This is a genomic window from Rhizobium hidalgonense (genome assembly GCF_005862185.2).
Lineage (GTDB): Bacteria > Pseudomonadota > Alphaproteobacteria > Rhizobiales > Rhizobiaceae > Rhizobium > Rhizobium hidalgonense.
Genome location: NZ_CP054027.1, coordinates 3,870,488 through 3,885,486, shown reverse-complemented (window position 1 = coordinate 3,885,486; position 14,999 = coordinate 3,870,488). Strand labels below are relative to the sequence as shown.

Here is a 14,999-nt window from a genome sequence, read left to right as displayed (position 1 = left end):
TTCCAGGCATCGGCGTAGTTCAGGAGAGAGTGCATTGAAGATCCGCGGCAAAATTAATCTGCTGGTATGCGTGATGGGCTCCGTCGCGCTGCTGATCGGCGCAACGGCATTGTCGGCCATGCACGAATATAGTCGCAACCTGACAGCCTATGAACAGGCTGCTACCCGCGCCTATGCCGGCGAACGCCTCAACCGTTTCGTTACCGCGGTCGTTATGGAATCGCGCGGCATCTATGCCGCAAAGACGATCAAGGATACGCCGAACTTCGCCAAGGGCCTGCTGGCCGGCCTCGACGAAATCGACAAGGTCATCGCGGGCTGGGCGCCGCTCGTCCCCGAGAGCGAAAAGGCCGACTTTGCCAAGCTGGTTGCCCGCGCCGCCGAATTCCGCACCTTCCGCGCGGAAACGGCCCGCCTTGGCACCGAGGTCGGCCCCGAAGCCGCCAGCGCGCAGGGCAACAATGATGCCAACCGCGCCAACCGCAAGGCGTTCCAGGCTGAGATCGACGCGGTCGTCGCCACCGACAAGGCAGCGCTGGAGACCGTCAACGCCGATATCGAGAGCTTCCGCTCCTGGGTGCTGGTGCTCGTGCTCAGCATCACCGGCATCGGAATCGCGGCCGGCATCGGCATGGGCTTCTATATCGGTACCAGCCATCTGAGCCGCCCGATCAAGCGCGTCACCCATGCGATCAAGGAGGTCGCCGACGGTAATTTCGACGCCGAGGTTCCCTTCGCCGGGCGCCGGGACGAAATCGGCGAGATGGCCGCCGCGGTTGCGGTCTTCAAGGAGAACGGCCTTGCCGTCAAGCGCCTGAACGCCCAGGAAGCGGCGATGCGCGCCAAGAGCGACGACCTGCAGTCGAGCATGTCGGTCGTCGTCGCTGCAGCTGCGGCCGGCGATTTCAGCCACCGCATCGGCAAGGACTATGAGGACGAGAACCTCAACCAGTTCGCCGGCAATATCAACACGCTGCTTTCGAGCGTCGATGCCGGCATCGGCGAGACCCGCCGCGTCATCGCCAGCCTTGCCGAAGGCGATCTCACCCAGACGATGCGCGGCAGCTTCCAGGGCGCCTTCGCCGAGCTGCAGCAGAACGTCAACAATACTTTCGTCACCCTGCAGGCGACGATGCGCGAAGTGCGCGAGACGACGGAAGCGATGAACGGCAACACATCAGAGCTGCGCAATGCCAGCGATGACCTGTCGAAGCGCACTGAGCAGCAGGCGGCCGCCCTCGAACAGACCTCGGCGGCCCTCGATCAAATCACCGCCGTCGTCCAGAACTCCACCGAACGGGCGCACGAAGCCACCATCATGGTCTCCGAAGCCAAGGATAAGTCTGGCGCTTCGGGTGTCGTCGTCGGCAATGCCGTCGAGGCCATGGGACGCATCGAGCAGGCGTCGCGCGAAATCAGCCAGATCATCAACGTCATCGACGAGATCGCTTTCCAAACCAACCTGTTGGCGCTGAATGCCGGCGTCGAAGCGGCCCGTGCCGGCGAGGCCGGAAAGGGCTTTGCGGTGGTGGCACAGGAAGTGCGCGAACTCGCCCAGCGTTCGGCAAAGGCCGCCAAGGACATCAAGGCGCTGATCACCAAGTCGGGCAACGAGGTGCAGGTCGGCGTCAAGCTGGTGCAAGCGACCGGTGAGGCGTTGGCCGAAATCGGCACCCGCGTCATCGCCATCAACGACCACATCCATTCGATCGCGACCGCCGCGACCGAACAGTCGACCGGCCTCAAGGAAGTCAACACCGCCGTCAACCAGATGGATCAGGTGACCCAGCAGAACGCCGCGATGGTGGAAGAGACCTCCGCCGCCACCCACAGGCTTTCGGCCGAAGCCAGCGGGCTGGTGCATCTCATTTCCCGCTTCAAGCTGTCGGATGATGCGCCGAGGCCTGTGGCCCTTGTCCGCAACGAGCCGCAAAGGCCGGTCGCCTCGCCCGCCCGCCGGGCGATCGCCAAGGTCGCCCGCGCCTTCGGTGGCGGCAACGCGCCCGCCGCCGAACAGAGCTGGGAAGAGTTCTAAGCTCTGCTGATCACGCGCCATTTAACGCCGCCTCCGGGCGGCGTTTTCTTGTGGCGACGTGACGCTGCTCGCAAAGATTTGAAAGCGGAGCCTTTTGGTCTAATATAGAGCTCCAACGGTGAGGGCGGCCGAAGCGCTGCCGATCGGGCGAGACGAGAATGCCGGTACAAGATCAGGGCGACAATCCTTCGGCGGATATTCCCGCGGCCGGCGAGGTCGCAAGGGTGCGGTGCCCGTCAGCGGGCATGTTCGGCGGATTGTCGGGCAAGCTGCTCTGGCTCACCGTCATCTTTATCATGCTCGCCGAAATCCTGATCTTCTTTCCCTCGGTCGCCAGCATGCGCATACGCTGGCTGGAGGAGAGGCTGAACACGGCCGCTGCCGCGGCCATCGTCATCGATGGGCTGCAGCCGGTCGAGCTGCCGCGCGCGCTGCAGAAGGAGACGCTGGAGGCGACTGGCACCAAGGCGATCGTGCTGCGCAAGGACGGCACCTCGCGGCTCTTGGCGACGACCGATATGCCGACCTCCGTCGATGAAGCCTATGATCTCACCGACGTGCCGCCGGCAACGGCGATCCGCGATGCGCTGGATACCTTGATCTTCGGCGGCAGCAGGATGATCCGCGTCTACGGCCCCGTTGGCGACACCAATACCGGCGTCGAGGTGGTGATGAAGGATAGGCAGCTGCGCACCGCGATGTTTGCCTATTCCCGCAACGTCCTGCTGCTGTCGGTGCTGATCTCGCTCTTCACCGCGACGCTGATCTTCTTTGCGATCAACCGCATCCTGATCGGCCCGATCCGCCGGCTGACCGGCAGCATGCAGCAGTTCTCCTCCGACCCCGAAAATCCCGCCCATATTTATATCGGCGACGGCGGCCGCGACGAACTGGCGGTGGCTGGCCGCAACCTTACCTCGATGCAGATGGAGCTGCAGAAGACGCTGAAGCAGCAGAAGAACCTCGCCGCTCTCGGCCTTGCCGTCTCCAAGATCAATCACGACATGCGCAATATCCTGGCCTCGGCGCAGCTGATGTCTGACCGGCTGGTCGATGTCGACGACCCGATGGTGAAAAGCTTTGCCCCGAAGCTGTTGCGCACCATTGACCGCGCCGTCGGTTATACCACCGAGGTGCTATCCTACGGCAAGGCGAGCGAATCGGCCCCGCGCCGCCGCCACATCCTGCTTCTTGAGCTCATCCAGGACGTCAAGGACATACTGGCGATCGATCCGCAAAGCGGCATCGAATTCACCGAGCAGATCGGCGCCGATCTCAAGGTCGATGCCGATGGCGAGCAGTTGTTCCGGGTCATCCACAATCTCTGCCGCAACGCGCTGCAGGCGCTGACCGCGCCGGGCGAAGGAGCCCCTGGGGCAGTCAGGCGCATCACCGTCGCCGCCCAGCGCGTCGGCAGCGTCGTCAGCATCACCGTGGATGATACCGGCCCCGGCATGCCTTTGAAGGCGCGCCAGAACCTCTTTGCCGCCTTCCGCGGCTCCGCCCGCTCCGGCGGCACCGGCCTCGGCCTGACGATCGCCCGCGAGCTGGTGCTCGCCCATGGCGGGACCATCGCACTGGTGGAAAAACCGACGGTCGGCACCCTATTCCGCATCGAGATCCCCGATCGCCCGGTTTCGCTGGAGGATTACCGCAGTCGGACGCACGTCGAAAAGTGACGGAATTTCCCAAGCACGCTGACGCAAATTTTGAAACGCGCGATTTTTTCAGAAATGCTCTTGCATTGTCCTGAAGGACGCTTTAGAGGATCGCCCACGCAAGCGGCACCGCCGCAGTTGCACGCACCCGTAGCTCAGCTGGATAGAGCACCAGACTACGAATCTGGGGGTCAGGAGTTCGAATCTCTTCGGGTGCGCCATTCTTTTCAATCACTTAGCATCAGCGTAATTTTAGCAAGCCGGATGCCTGGCTAACTCTGGGCTAACATCATTCGCGCGATAGTGATGATCCGGCCTGTGGCATACCCCGGCATGCTCGCGCCATCTAAGAAGTTAAAGCTCCGCCCTGTCCTCGTGGAGAACCCCTTTCATTCCCGCGCCCATCCGTCCGATACGACGAACCCTCGCGACGTCGTCGCGATGATGAACGTCCGCGAAAGTGCCATCACGACAATGGCGGCGAGAGGTGTTCTCGATTCTGCCCAGGTGGCCGCCGCGACGCGCTTCCGGGTATTATGGGAGGCCATGGACGGCAAGGGAACCGGCGCCATCGATTACGGCCGGGAACGCGTTGACGGCGGCAAGGCCCGCGACCAGATCACGCGGGTCCGTAGACGACCTTCATCATCAGCTTGACCCACCCCCCGGTAGCAGGCGAAGCGCTCCACCGAACTTACGGTAACATACTTCCAATCACCCTTCTGCGAACGTACAATCCAACCTGCTCGGGCCGGACCCCTACACTCAGAGGGCGATCCCTCGGCGTGGACATTCTTTCGAGGGACATTCCGACTACCGAAATATTGTATTTGTCATCACACATATGGCTGCCGGCTCCCGAGCTATCGTAAAGGGAGGAAGCTATGCGTGTAGAGTATCGAGACGATGCAGAACGTCCTAACGACGAAGTCACTCTCAGCCGGCGTAGCGTCCTGCTCGGAGGCAGTGCGCTAGCGGCCGCCACAGTCGCCTTCGCGACCAGGCCCGCGGTCCAGAACGCCTCGGCCCAGGCGGCAGGAGGAGGCAAGCCGAACATCCTCGTCATCTTCGGTGACGACATCGGCTACTGGAATGTCAGTGCCTACAACCGAGGCATGATGGGCTACCGCACGCCCAACATCGATCGCATCGCCAGGGAAGGCGCAATCTTCACCGATCTCTATGCGCAGCAGTCCTGCACCGCGGGTCGCGCTGCCTTCATCACCGGGCAGAGCTGCTTCCGCACGGGGCTGCTCAAGGTCGGCCTGCCGGCGGCGAAAGAGGGATTATCCGAGAAAGATCCAACCCTCGCCGACTTGCTCAAGCCGCAGGGTTACGCCACCGGCCAGTTCGGCAAGAACCATGTCGGCGACCGCAACGAATTCCTTCCGACGGTGCATGGCTTCGATGAATTCTTCGGCAACCTCTACCATCTCAACGCGGAGGAGGAGCCGGAGAACGTCGACTACCCGAAGAACCAGGAGTTCCACGCGAAATACGGACCGCGCGGCGTGCTCAAGTGCGTTGCCAGCGAGACTGACGACGCCACCGAGGATCCGCGCTTCGGTCGTGTGGGCAAGCAGAAGATCGAGGATACCGGCCCGCTGACCAAGAAGCGCATGGAGACGGTCGACGAGGAGTTCCTCGCTGCGGCGATGGCTTTCATCGACAAAAATGCCAAGGCCGATAAGCCGTTCTTCTGCTGGTTCAATTCGACGCGCATGCACATCCACACCCACCTCAAGCCGGAATCGGAGGGTAAGACCGGCCTTGGTATCGAGGCCGACGGCATGGTCGAGCACGATGGCATGGTCGGCCGGCTCTTGAAGCAGCTCGACGACCTCGGTATCGCCGACAACACCGTCGTACTGTGGACCACGGACAACGGCGCTGAGGAGTTCTCCTGGCCCGACGGCGGCACGACGCCGTTCCGCGGCGAGAAGAACGCAAACTGGGAGGGCGGTTATCGGGCGCCGGGGGCGATCCGCTGGCCTGGTGTCGTCAAGCCGGGCACCGAGATCAATGAGCTCGTCTCACACGAGGATTGGGTGCCGACTTTTGTGGCGGCAGCCGGCGAGCCGGACATCGCCCGGAAGCTGCTGACCGGATATGACGCGGCCGGCAAGACCTTCAAGGTTCATCTTGATGGCTACGACCAGCGCACCCTGCTGGCCGGCGCCGGGCCCGGTGCACGCAAGGAATATTTCTTCTGGACCGATGACGGAAATCTCGCTGCTTTGCGCTACGACCGTTGGAAGGTGGTGTTCCTGGAGCAGCGAGCACACGGGATGGATGTCTGGCAGGACCCACTTGTGCCGCTCCGGCTGCCCAAGATTTTCGACCTCCGCGCCGATCCCTTCGAGAAGGCCGACATCAACTCCGGCGAGTACGAGCGGTGGCGTTTGGATCGCACGTATCTGCTCGTTCCTGCGCAGGCGCTCGTGGCCGATCATTTGAAAACATATATCGACTTCCCGCCGAGGCAAAAACCGGGCAGCTTCTCGCTCGACCAGGTGCTTGCAAAGCTGCAGGAGGGGGGGCAGAAGTGAGCGTATTCGTTGCGATTGTGACGGTATGGTGAGACGATCCGTCCGGATGGAAGAACCAGGGTGAGGTGACGCATGAAGGTATCGCGCCGACCGACTCCCAGTCAAACGCACCTGCAGACCAGCGCTCGCGACCAGATCTGGATCGACGGGGGCGGGTTCCTCATGGGCTCGGATCAACATTATCCTGAGGAAGCCCCCGTCCATCCGGTGAAGGTCGATGGCTTCTGGATCGATGTTGCGCCGGTGACAAACCGCCAGTTTGCCGAGTTCGTGGAGGCGACTGGCTATGTGACATTGGCTGAAAAGGCTTCCAATCCGGAGGATTACCCCGGCGCGCCGCCCGAGATGCTGAAGCCGGGGTCGGTGGTCTTCGACCCGCCAAAGCGGGTCTCCGGCAGCGGTCCGCCTCAATGGTGGAAGTTCAGGTTCGGTGCGAATTGGCGCAGACCCTATGGCGGCTTGAGCAACCTGCGTGGCAAGCTCGACCATCCGGTCGTCCAGGTCGCCTTCGCGGACGCCATGGCCTACGCACTGTGGAGGGGTAAGGACCTGCCGACGGAGGCGGAATGGGAATTTGCCGCCAAGGGCGGCCTCGAAGGCAAGGAGTTTGCCTGGGGAGACGAGTTCATCCCGGACGGCCGTTTCATGGGCAATACGTGGCACGGCCTGTTTCCGACCGAAAATCTCAAACCCGATAGTTTCGAACGCACCTCGCCCGTCGGCAGCTTCCCGCCGAATGGCTACGGGCTTTACGACATGATCGGTAATGTCTGGGAGTGGACGAGCGACTACTGGACGACGCGGCATCCAGCTCCGGCCGAAATGAGCTGCTGCATCCCCGTCAATCCCCGAGCCGGTTCTGCCGAGGCAAGCCGCGATCCCGGACAGCCTGACATCAGGATTGCAAGGCGCGTCCTGAAAGGCGGGTCGCATCTTTGCGCCCCGAATTATTGCCGCCGCTATCGGCCGGCGGCTCGCCATGCGCAGGAGGAGAACTCGGCAACAACTCATATCGGCTTTCGCTGCGTCCGCCGCCATTATGCGTGAGATCTTGTAGGTGACGGCAATGCTTCACCTTTGGAGTAGATTTCGACATGATCGCTTTTAAAGGGCCGGCAGCAATCCGTATCGGAATGCGATATACGCGATCTCTTGCCCTCGAGGTGGCGGCCACCGCCACGCTCTGTCCATTGTTCGCCCTCCCGGCTGCGATTGCGGCCGATGCGGCAATCTCGCAGCTTGCCTCCTGGAACGATCGCGAGGCAAAGTCGGCGATCATCGCGTTTGTCGAGCGCGTCACGAACGAAAGCGGACCCAATTTCGTCGCCGTGCAGGACCGGATCGCCGTCTTCGACAATGACGGCACGCTCTGGTCGGAACGATGATCGATAAGCGTCGCAGCGAGGAAAAACATAGGGGGAAATGATGAAACCTTGCCTTCTTCTAGCTTTTGTATCTGCTTCCAGCGTCTTTTTGGCCAATCACGTTACGGCCGCAGATATCAATTCGCCGATGATTCCCGAGGTCCGCGAAACCACCACCGAGACGGCCGGACGTTTTCCTTCGCGTCTTACTTCTGGGCAGCGGGGCTTTCGGGAGACGTCGCGCAGTTCGGATTGCCCGAGACCCATGTCGACACCAGCTTCGGCGATATCTTCGACCATCTCGATTTCGGCGCGATGGCCGTCGGGGAAGCTCGTTATGGACCATACAGCATCTTCGCCGACGTGATGTATACGAAGATTTCAGGTCAGGGTGGCACGCCCAGAGGCATTCTCGCCGACGATGTCGAACTCACGTCCGAGACCTTCGCGGGCTTTGTCGGAGCCGGCTACACCATCTACGAGGACCAGGCTGCGCGCCTCGATGTCGCAGCCGGCCTGCGCGTCTGGTCCGTCGAGAGCGAACTCTCCTTCAGCGGCGGCATTCTCCACGGGATTTCGAGAACCGATGACGCGACCTGGGTAGACGGGCTAGCAGGCCTTCGCGGCACCTATTCGTTGACGCCTCAAGTCTATTTGGCCGGATGGGGTTTTGTCGGTGCCGGCGGCGCGGACTTCGACTGGGATGTCGCCGCGGCAATCGGCTACCGCTTCAACGACAGCGTATCTGCCATTGCTGGGTATCGCGCTCTCGGCGTGGACTACAACAACGATGGATTTGTGTTCGACATCGTTCAGCAGGGGCCGGTTCTCGGGCTTGTCGTGCATTTTTAACTGCTGCGCCCCGAGATCATCGGATCAGTGCGCGGTTCGGCTTCACCCTCTGCGACAGTCTTCAGGGCAATCCAAACGCTTCCGGGGACGCGGGACGGTCTCGCCTTTCGAGTAGCCGGACGCACGCTGATAATTCCCCAAGTATCGAATTCCACCTCCCTCAAGTGCTGCAACGCGGTCAGCGAGCGGCCGGATCTGCCAACGCATGAAGACAAACGCTTACCTTGTCGTCCAAGCCGACAATCTGACCAACGAACAATTCTCCCCCTTTGTCTGGGATCTAGGAAGAGCTTTGTCAGAGGTTATGACGCTTGAAGGGGAAATTATGGTGAATTGGTCTGGTTCAGTGGAAAGCGGCAACCGGTTCACACAGTGCCTCGTGTTCAAGAATGCAAGCGGATGAAAAGTTTGCCGCGACGGTCGCTCCAGTAACTGCCCAAGGCAGCGACCCGAGAAACTATTGAGCGGTCGGGTAGTCTCTCTCAAAGTCTTCCCTTTCTTCCTTCCCGAGCGCGGATGAGTAATAGCCACTGCAAATCAGATATGAGCACTCATCCGGGTCGCCCATTTCCCAACCCGGCAGGCAGGTTACCACGCGCTGAAATTTTGCGTTGCAAAGGCCGTGGTTTGCCAGGAGCCTCGGCTCGTTTCCGAAATACGCGCTTATGGCTTTCTGGCGAGTCCATGCAGGAACGGCTTTCCAATCCGCGGCGCCACCCTCATCGCTTACATTGGCGATCGCACAGAGCGACCAATTGGAAATCACAACCGGCTGATCGCAGGGAAAGGCCTGTACAGCGCTTCCCAGCAGTATCGAAACCAATGCCAACAGCCGCTGGCCATAGACCATCGCGCCCTTCTTCCTCATGCCGACCTTTCGCATCTTGGCCTCCACCGCGTGCAATTACCTGTCGTCATTTGACGGGATCAGGTAATCTCAAAACTGCTATAAGATTTTTTTCCTAGTTCATGAAATGTTCTTACGCTAGATTGCTCGCCGTTGCAACCATGGAATGTTGAATGTCGAACAATATTGTGGGGATTGGCGATGTGAGCTCTTGGGCCGCCTGGCCCTACTCCTTGATCGGGATTCCCGCTTCGATCGCCGCTTCGATAAAGGCCTGCCGTGCCTCTTCCCGGGTTCGTTTGCCCGACATGACATCCGCGCAAACCGCACACGCCCGATCCAGGGCCGGACCCTCGTCCGTCGGCCAGTCTTCGATCAACGCCCATGTTGCGGCTTGGGTCGTCTGGATGACCACCCACTGATCCGGGCCTTCAAGAGCGAGCGTCACCGGCTTCTTCCAAATGGTTTGCATGATCTCAGGACCTCCGCTGCGTGCTCTGTGCCGCCTGCTCACATAGGGCAATTTGCCCGGCGTGGCGAGGGACGGCGTGGACGAGATGCTTTCTCGTATTTTGCTGGCGGATCGTCGGCGCGCTGGCCATCGAATATGCGTCCGTCGAACGCTTGTCTTCCCCTGTAAGGCGCAACCGAAAAACCTGACATCGAACAATCACCTCCCTTGCGCGTTAGCCCGACTACGTCAAACGCGCAATCCGGATGGCTTTTATGACTCGCTCTTCGATTATCGCAATTGGGGCGTCGGCCGGAGGTGTTGGTGCTTTGCACGAACTCGCCGCAGCCCTTCCCGCGACATTGCCTGTGCCGGTTCTGGTCGTCCTGCACATCGGCGCACATCGAAGCGAACTGCCGGCGATCCTGTCTGCAGCAGGGCCGGTTCCGGCAAAACACGCCGAGGATGGTGAAAACATCCAATCGGGCTGCATCTATCTGGCGCCGCCGGATCGTCACATGATCGTCGTCGACGGACAGCTGCGTCTTTTGAGAAGTCCGAAGGAAAACTGTGCCAGGCCGGCAATCGACCCCCTGTTCCGGAGTGTCGCAGAACACTATGGGCCAGCCGCAATCGGCGTTATACTGACCGGCAGGCTGAATGACGGAACATTGGGCCTGTACGAGATCAAGCGACGAGGGGGCGTCGCGATCGCGCAGGATCCGGACGACGCACCTTATTCCCAGATGCCGGAAAGCGCGGCCGAACATGTCGAACTGGACTATTGCCTGCCACTGGCGGCCATGCCCGGATGTTTGTTGAAGCTGATCGAGGGAAAGACAGGAAAGGAAGTGCCGATGGCTGAAACTTCTTCTCTACTCGATCATGAGCAGGAGCCTGAGATCGTCGCCGGCCGAACATTCGATCGGCCGTTGACGGTCACTTGCCCGGAATGCGGCGGCGCGCTGAAGAAGTTCGAACAGGGATCCATCCTCAAGTCGGCTGCCACATCGGCCATAGTTACACCTCGGAGGTCATGGCTGCAGCGCAGTTCGAAGAAATGGAAAAGGTCATGCGCGCGGCCGTAAGGTTCCTCAACGAGCGGGCTGAATTCTGCCTTCAGATGGCCGAGTACACGCATGCGCCCCATCCCGATATTTCCGCGCAGTGGCACGCCGCCAGCAGGCAGGCGCTGGATCGTGCATACAAGCTCCGCGACCTCGTCGAGCAGGATTGGCTGACGCCGGAATCCTCGGCAGAGCCCCCCATTGCCGCCCGCGCACATGGCAAAGCCGGCTGAAATGCTTCCGGTCAGCAATGGCTCACCAATACCGCTGCAATTGCCCGCTCGAGGTCGCCAAAATCGTAGGGCTTATGCAGGGTGACATCATCACGATAGCCATCTCGGAAGCCCTCGGCACCGTAACCGGTGGCAAAGACGAACGGGATATGTCGCTCGCGCAGGATATCTGCGACGGGGAACGACTGGCTCCCCGCAAGATTGACGTCGAGTATTGCGAAGTGAAGGTCGGCTTGCCGCGCAAATTCCAGTGCGTCGTGAATGCGAAATGCAGGACCGACGACCTCATGCCCCATTTCGATCAGCAAGTCTTCGAGCATCATCGCGACCAGGACTTCATCCTCGACGACGAGAATCCGCAACGCTCCTCGTTTGGTCATGTGTGGCGCCTACCCATCGCCGTCCCCAAACCATCGGTGTCCCCAACCCTATCGCTGTCACGGCATTGGCGCATCGATGATGCATATCGCGCCCGACGGCTCGTAGGTAACGCTGACTGTGCCGCTAAGTTCCTGGGCCAAGGCACGTTCGATCAGACGGGATCCGAAACCCTTGCGCGTCGGAATGTTCACGGGAGGCCCGCCATTCTCTGACCAGGTGAAATTCAGGCGGCGGTCGTCACCCTCTCCGACGAGCCGCCAGATGATGGCGACTTGGCCTGCATCACTGGAGAGCGCTCCGTATTTCGCGGCGTTGGTGCACAATTCATGCAGAGCCATCGACATTGCCAGCGCCGAGCTCGGTCCCAGCCGAACATGCGGACCCTCGATGCGGAAGCGATTTTCTCCCCCCGCATGCGGATTGACCGTGTCGGTGACGATATTGACAAGATCGGCGCCGTCCCAGCTTTCTCGGGTCAGCACGTCGTGCGCTTTAGCCAGGTTGACCAATCGCGAACCGAAGGCATTGCGCGCTTCCTCCACCGTCGAAGCCTGGCTTAGGGTCTGGCTGGCGATCGACTGGATCACCGCCAATGTATTTTTCACACGATGATTGAGTTCGGCGATGAGGATTTCCCGATGCCGCGCCGCGCGCTTGCGATCGGTGACGTCTTCGATCCCCACCAGGATCAACTCGTCCCGACCCCGCTGCTGCGGCAGCCGGCTTGCGGTGAGCAGCATGGATTTGTGTCCACTCAGGCGGAAATCCTGTTCGATCTCGAAATTGTGGATTTCGTCGCCGGCAGAGACGACCTTGTCCAGAAGCGAGCGAAGCGGAGGATTATTCCATTCGCCGCTCCCCAGTTCAAAGATCAAACGTCCCTTCGGCTCTTCCTCGAACACAGCGAAGAGTTCGCGGAAAGCTATATTGGCTGTCTGGACACGCAGATCGCGGTTGAGCACCAGCAATGGATGCTGGACGGTTCGAACGATGGTTTCCGCAAATATGCGGGCGTCGTTGATCGCGTCGGCGTCGCGTTTTCGGTCGGTGATATTGTGGAATGTGATCACGACACCCGCAATGCGATTGTCCTGTGTGCGATAGGGCAGCATCCGTCGCAAATACCAGCGGTCGGAGCTTGGTACTTCGACCTCGATGGCCGTCAGTTTCTTCAGGACGGTCTCGGCGTCGCGCAGGAGATTCTCATCGAAGAACTTCTGCGCGAAAGCGGAAATCGGCCGCCCGACATCGGATGGCGCAAGATCGAACAGGTCCTTGATGGCAGGGGCGAACCAGCGAATGCGAAACGTCTCGTCGAGGAACAGGGTCGCCGTTTCCGATCCGGTCAGGAGATTGTGAAGGTCGTTGGTCGTACTTTCCAGCTCACCGATCTTGTACTGAAGCTGGCTGTTGACGGTATTCAGTTCCTCGTTGAAGGACTGCAGCTCCTCCTTCGAAGTCTCGAGTTCCTCGTTGGTCGATTGAAGCTCCTCGTTCATCGAGATCGCTTCCTCGTTCGAGGCCTTCAATTCCTCGTTGGTGGTTTCCTGATGTTCGATGGTGTTCTGCAACTCGGCGCGCGTGGCCTTCAATTCTTCCAGCAAAGCGCGTTCGCCCGCCGAGGCGTCTTCGGCGGCCTCGCCGACAGGCATCCTTGTGTGATCGAGCTGCGGCAAGGCTGGGACAAAACTGACGAGAAGGAACGGGCCGCTCTGGGCAGCACTCGGCACCGGTGTCACCGTCATCGTGACGGAAAGGCCGACCTTGTCTTCGCGCATCAAGGCATCGACAGTGACGCTCCTGTTCTCTCTGGATGCTTGTCGGATCGCGGCGCGAAGTGTGGGGGCCAGCCCATCACGCGCCATCAAAAGCAAATCCCGGGTCGGTTCGCCTGACGGATGCTCCAGATATTCCCTGGTCGTTCCGTGGAAATACAATACGCGCGCCTTCTCGTCGATCAGCACCGATGCAGGGGCGAAGCGATCGAGCAGCGCACGTCGGGCCAGTTCCGCAGCCGGCAGATTAGGCTCAGGGGGCGGTGTCGATTTATCCATCGGCAATAGTCCAGTTGATAGGCGCGTCGGCGGATGATCGATGAGATGATGCCGTCCTGCGCCGAGTTTCCGGTAGATCCGCCATTTCTTCGACTCGGTTTCGAATAACTCCTCATGCCGGCCAATCGTTTCGGCATTGCCCAGAAAAAGATGTCCGCCGGGACGCAGGGCAAAATGACATAGAGTGATGATCCGCTGCTGCGATTCGGCATCCAGATAGATCAGCACATTGCGGCAGGTTACCAGGTCCAGCCGGGAGAAGGGGGGATCGCGCAGCAGGTTCTGTGCCGCGAACACGACCATGTCTCGAAGCTCCTTGCTGACCTGGAACATACTGTCGTGTTTTTCGAAGAAGCGTTTCAGGCGCGCCGCAGGGAAAGCAGACATGGCGGCCGCCGGATAACTGCCCTCCCGCGCCTTTCGAAGATTTTCTTCCTGGGCATCGGTGGCGAACACCTTGAGTTGGAACCGCTTTCCAGCCGCTTCAGCCAGTTCCGTCACCAGCATGGCAATGGTATAGGCTTCCTCGCCGGTGGAGCAGGCAGGCGTCCAGACACGGATTGCCGCGCCGGTCTCACGCTGCTCGACAATGGGGGCGATCACCAGTTCAGCCAAAGCCTTCCATGCCTCGGCATCCCGGAAGAATCCGGTCACGTTGATCATCAGGTCGCCAGCCAGCGTCGTGAGCTCATGCGGATTGGTCCTGAGGTCGTCGACATAGGCATCCAGAGTATCGATATTTCTCAGTCCAAGACGACGATGGACACGCCGCCCGAGCGTCGAGTGCTTGTAGCCCCGGAAATCGTAACCGCCGCGAGCCCGCAAAAGATCCAGCACATTGCCCAGCGTTGCCGGGCTCTCGGACGAGCTGACGTCGATGGCCGCGGGATGCACGATGTAGCCATGTTTTATGAAGGCAAGCAGAGCCTCCGGCATTTTTTCCGGAGGCAGGACGTGGTCGGCCATGCCGGCCAGAATGGCGCTCCTCGGCATGCCGTCGAATTCTGCGGTCTCGGGCGCCTGCACCAGGCTCATGCCGCCCTCGGCTCGGATGTCCCTGAGGCCTTCCGTACCGTTGCTTCCGGTTCCCGAAAGGACGACGGCAATCGCTCGCTCGCCCCGATCGCGCGCAAGTGAACTGAACAGCACATCAACCGGGTGGCCGTGTGATGCGGAAGGTTTGGCCATGTGCAGCGCTCCGTCTCGGACGCTCAAATCGGAACCGGGAGCGATGACGTAAACATGGCCTGGCGCGATCGTCGTTCCGTCGGTGATCTGGGCAACCGGCATGGCGGTGTGGGCGCTCAATATGCGCGCGAGTTCGCTCTCGCGCACCGGATCAAGGTGCAGCACAACCACAAAGGCGCAGCCGTTGTCATCGGGCATTGCGTCAAAGAACCGGCTGAGCGCCGAAATGCCGCCTGCCGATGCGCCGATGCCGATAATCGGAAGCGCCGATATGTCGTCGCTTTGGATATCGGCCTTGCCGTCGCTCTTTCTCAATGAGT

General features: G+C 60.6%; 12 protein-coding genes, 1 tRNA gene and 1 pseudogene. 10 read left to right on the top strand and 4 right to left on the bottom strand.

What is annotated here, in order from left to right:
* Nucleotides 1-34 precede the first annotated feature (34 nt).
* The 8 genes and pseudogenes from FFM81_RS18880 to FFM81_RS18845 all read left to right on the top strand — a co-directional run bounded on the left by FFM81_RS18880 (nucleotide 35) and on the right by FFM81_RS18845 (nucleotide 8,458).
* Complete coding sequence (locus FFM81_RS18880) at nucleotides 35-2,035, top strand: methyl-accepting chemotaxis protein (RefSeq protein ID WP_138385418.1); 2,001 nt, start codon at nucleotides 35-37, stop codon at nucleotides 2,033-2,035.
* A gap of 158 nt (nucleotides 2,036-2,193) precedes the next feature.
* Nucleotides 2,194-3,714 (top strand): ATP-binding protein, encoded by a 1,521-nt coding sequence (locus tag FFM81_RS18875; protein WP_003570736.1) that lies wholly within the window; start codon nucleotides 2,194-2,196, stop codon nucleotides 3,712-3,714.
* Nucleotides 3,715-3,837: 123 nt separating this feature from the next.
* Nucleotides 3,838-3,914 (top strand) — tRNA-Arg (locus FFM81_RS18870).
* 112 nt (nucleotides 3,915-4,026) lie between these two features.
* Entirely contained in the window at nucleotides 4,027-4,350 is a 324-nt protein-coding gene (locus FFM81_RS18865; protein ID WP_173883801.1) for a hypothetical protein, read from the top strand.
* 227 nt (nucleotides 4,351-4,577) lie between these two features.
* Nucleotides 4,578-6,242 (top strand): arylsulfatase, encoded by a 1,665-nt coding sequence (locus tag FFM81_RS18860; protein WP_003570735.1) that lies wholly within the window; start codon nucleotides 4,578-4,580, stop codon nucleotides 6,240-6,242.
* A gap of 72 nt (nucleotides 6,243-6,314) precedes the next feature.
* Nucleotides 6,315-7,289, top strand: coding sequence for a formylglycine-generating enzyme family protein (locus FFM81_RS18855; protein WP_003570733.1), 975 nt, complete (start codon nucleotides 6,315-6,317; stop codon nucleotides 7,287-7,289).
* A 47-nt stretch (nucleotides 7,290-7,336) separates the two neighbouring features.
* Nucleotides 7,337-7,627, top strand: coding sequence for a hypothetical protein (locus tag FFM81_RS18850; RefSeq protein ID WP_138385419.1), 291 nt, complete (start codon nucleotides 7,337-7,339; stop codon nucleotides 7,625-7,627).
* Between the two features lie 40 nt (nucleotides 7,628-7,667).
* A pseudogene (locus tag FFM81_RS18845) lies at nucleotides 7,668-8,458 on the top strand (hypothetical protein).
* Nucleotides 8,459-8,915: 457 nt separating this feature from the next.
* Here the strand turns inward: FFM81_RS18845 and FFM81_RS18840 are convergent.
* Together FFM81_RS18840 and FFM81_RS18835 are read right to left on the bottom strand one after the other, a co-directional pair.
* Nucleotides 8,916-9,341, bottom strand: coding sequence for a hypothetical protein (locus FFM81_RS18840; protein ID WP_003570730.1), 426 nt, complete (start codon nucleotides 9,339-9,341; stop codon nucleotides 8,916-8,918).
* Nucleotides 9,342-9,531: 190 nt separating this feature from the next.
* Nucleotides 9,532-9,777, bottom strand: coding sequence for a DUF982 domain-containing protein (locus FFM81_RS18835; RefSeq protein WP_003570728.1), 246 nt, complete (start codon nucleotides 9,775-9,777; stop codon nucleotides 9,532-9,534).
* A 245-nt stretch (nucleotides 9,778-10,022) separates the two neighbouring features.
* Between FFM81_RS18835 and FFM81_RS18830 the strand changes: the two genes are divergently transcribed.
* Together FFM81_RS18830 and FFM81_RS18825 are read left to right on the top strand one after the other, a co-directional pair.
* A complete protein-coding gene (locus FFM81_RS18830; protein ID WP_138385420.1) occupies nucleotides 10,023-10,844 on the top strand; it encodes a chemotaxis protein CheB in 822 nt (273 codons plus the stop codon).
* Nucleotides 10,829-11,056 carry a hypothetical protein gene (locus tag FFM81_RS18825; protein ID WP_138385421.1) on the top strand — a complete coding sequence of 76 codons (228 nt, stop codon included), beginning with the start codon at nucleotides 10,829-10,831 and terminating at the stop codon, nucleotides 11,054-11,056. The genes FFM81_RS18830 and FFM81_RS18825 overlap by 16 nt, the downstream gene beginning before the upstream one ends.
* Before the next feature lie 11 nt (nucleotides 11,057-11,067).
* Here FFM81_RS18825 and FFM81_RS18820 read toward each other — a convergent pair whose 3' ends face one another.
* Nucleotides 11,068-11,418 carry a response regulator gene (locus FFM81_RS18820; RefSeq protein ID WP_245271579.1) on the bottom strand — a complete coding sequence of 117 codons (351 nt, stop codon included), beginning with the start codon at nucleotides 11,416-11,418 and terminating at the stop codon, nucleotides 11,068-11,070.
* Between the two features lie 75 nt (nucleotides 11,419-11,493).
* Entirely contained in the window at nucleotides 11,494-14,994 is a 3,501-nt protein-coding gene (locus tag FFM81_RS18815) for a chemotaxis protein CheB (RefSeq protein ID WP_173883799.1), read from the bottom strand.
* Nucleotides 14,995-14,999: the final 5 nt, after the last annotated feature.

Coding starts and splice junctions, on each gene's coding strand:
- FFM81_RS18850 (WP_138385419.1), top strand. CDS start 7,337: ATGATCGCTTTTAAAGGGCCGGCAGCAATCCGTATCGGAATGCGATAT.
- FFM81_RS18860 (WP_003570735.1), top strand. CDS start 4,578: ATGCGTGTAGAGTATCGAGACGATGCAGAACGTCCTAACGACGAAGTC.
- FFM81_RS18875 (WP_003570736.1), top strand. CDS start 2,194: ATGCCGGTACAAGATCAGGGCGACAATCCTTCGGCGGATATTCCCGCG.
- FFM81_RS18855 (WP_003570733.1), top strand. CDS start 6,315: ATGAAGGTATCGCGCCGACCGACTCCCAGTCAAACGCACCTGCAGACC.
- FFM81_RS18835 (WP_003570728.1), bottom strand. CDS start 9,777: ATGCAAACCATTTGGAAGAAGCCGGTGACGCTCGCTCTTGAAGGCCCG.
- FFM81_RS18865 (WP_173883801.1), top strand. CDS start 4,027: ATGCTCGCGCCATCTAAGAAGTTAAAGCTCCGCCCTGTCCTCGTGGAG.
- FFM81_RS18840 (WP_003570730.1), bottom strand. CDS start 9,341: ATGCGAAAGGTCGGCATGAGGAAGAAGGGCGCGATGGTCTATGGCCAG.
- FFM81_RS18825 (WP_138385421.1), top strand. CDS start 10,829: ATGCGCGCGGCCGTAAGGTTCCTCAACGAGCGGGCTGAATTCTGCCTT.
- FFM81_RS18830 (WP_138385420.1), top strand. CDS start 10,023: ATGGCTTTTATGACTCGCTCTTCGATTATCGCAATTGGGGCGTCGGCC.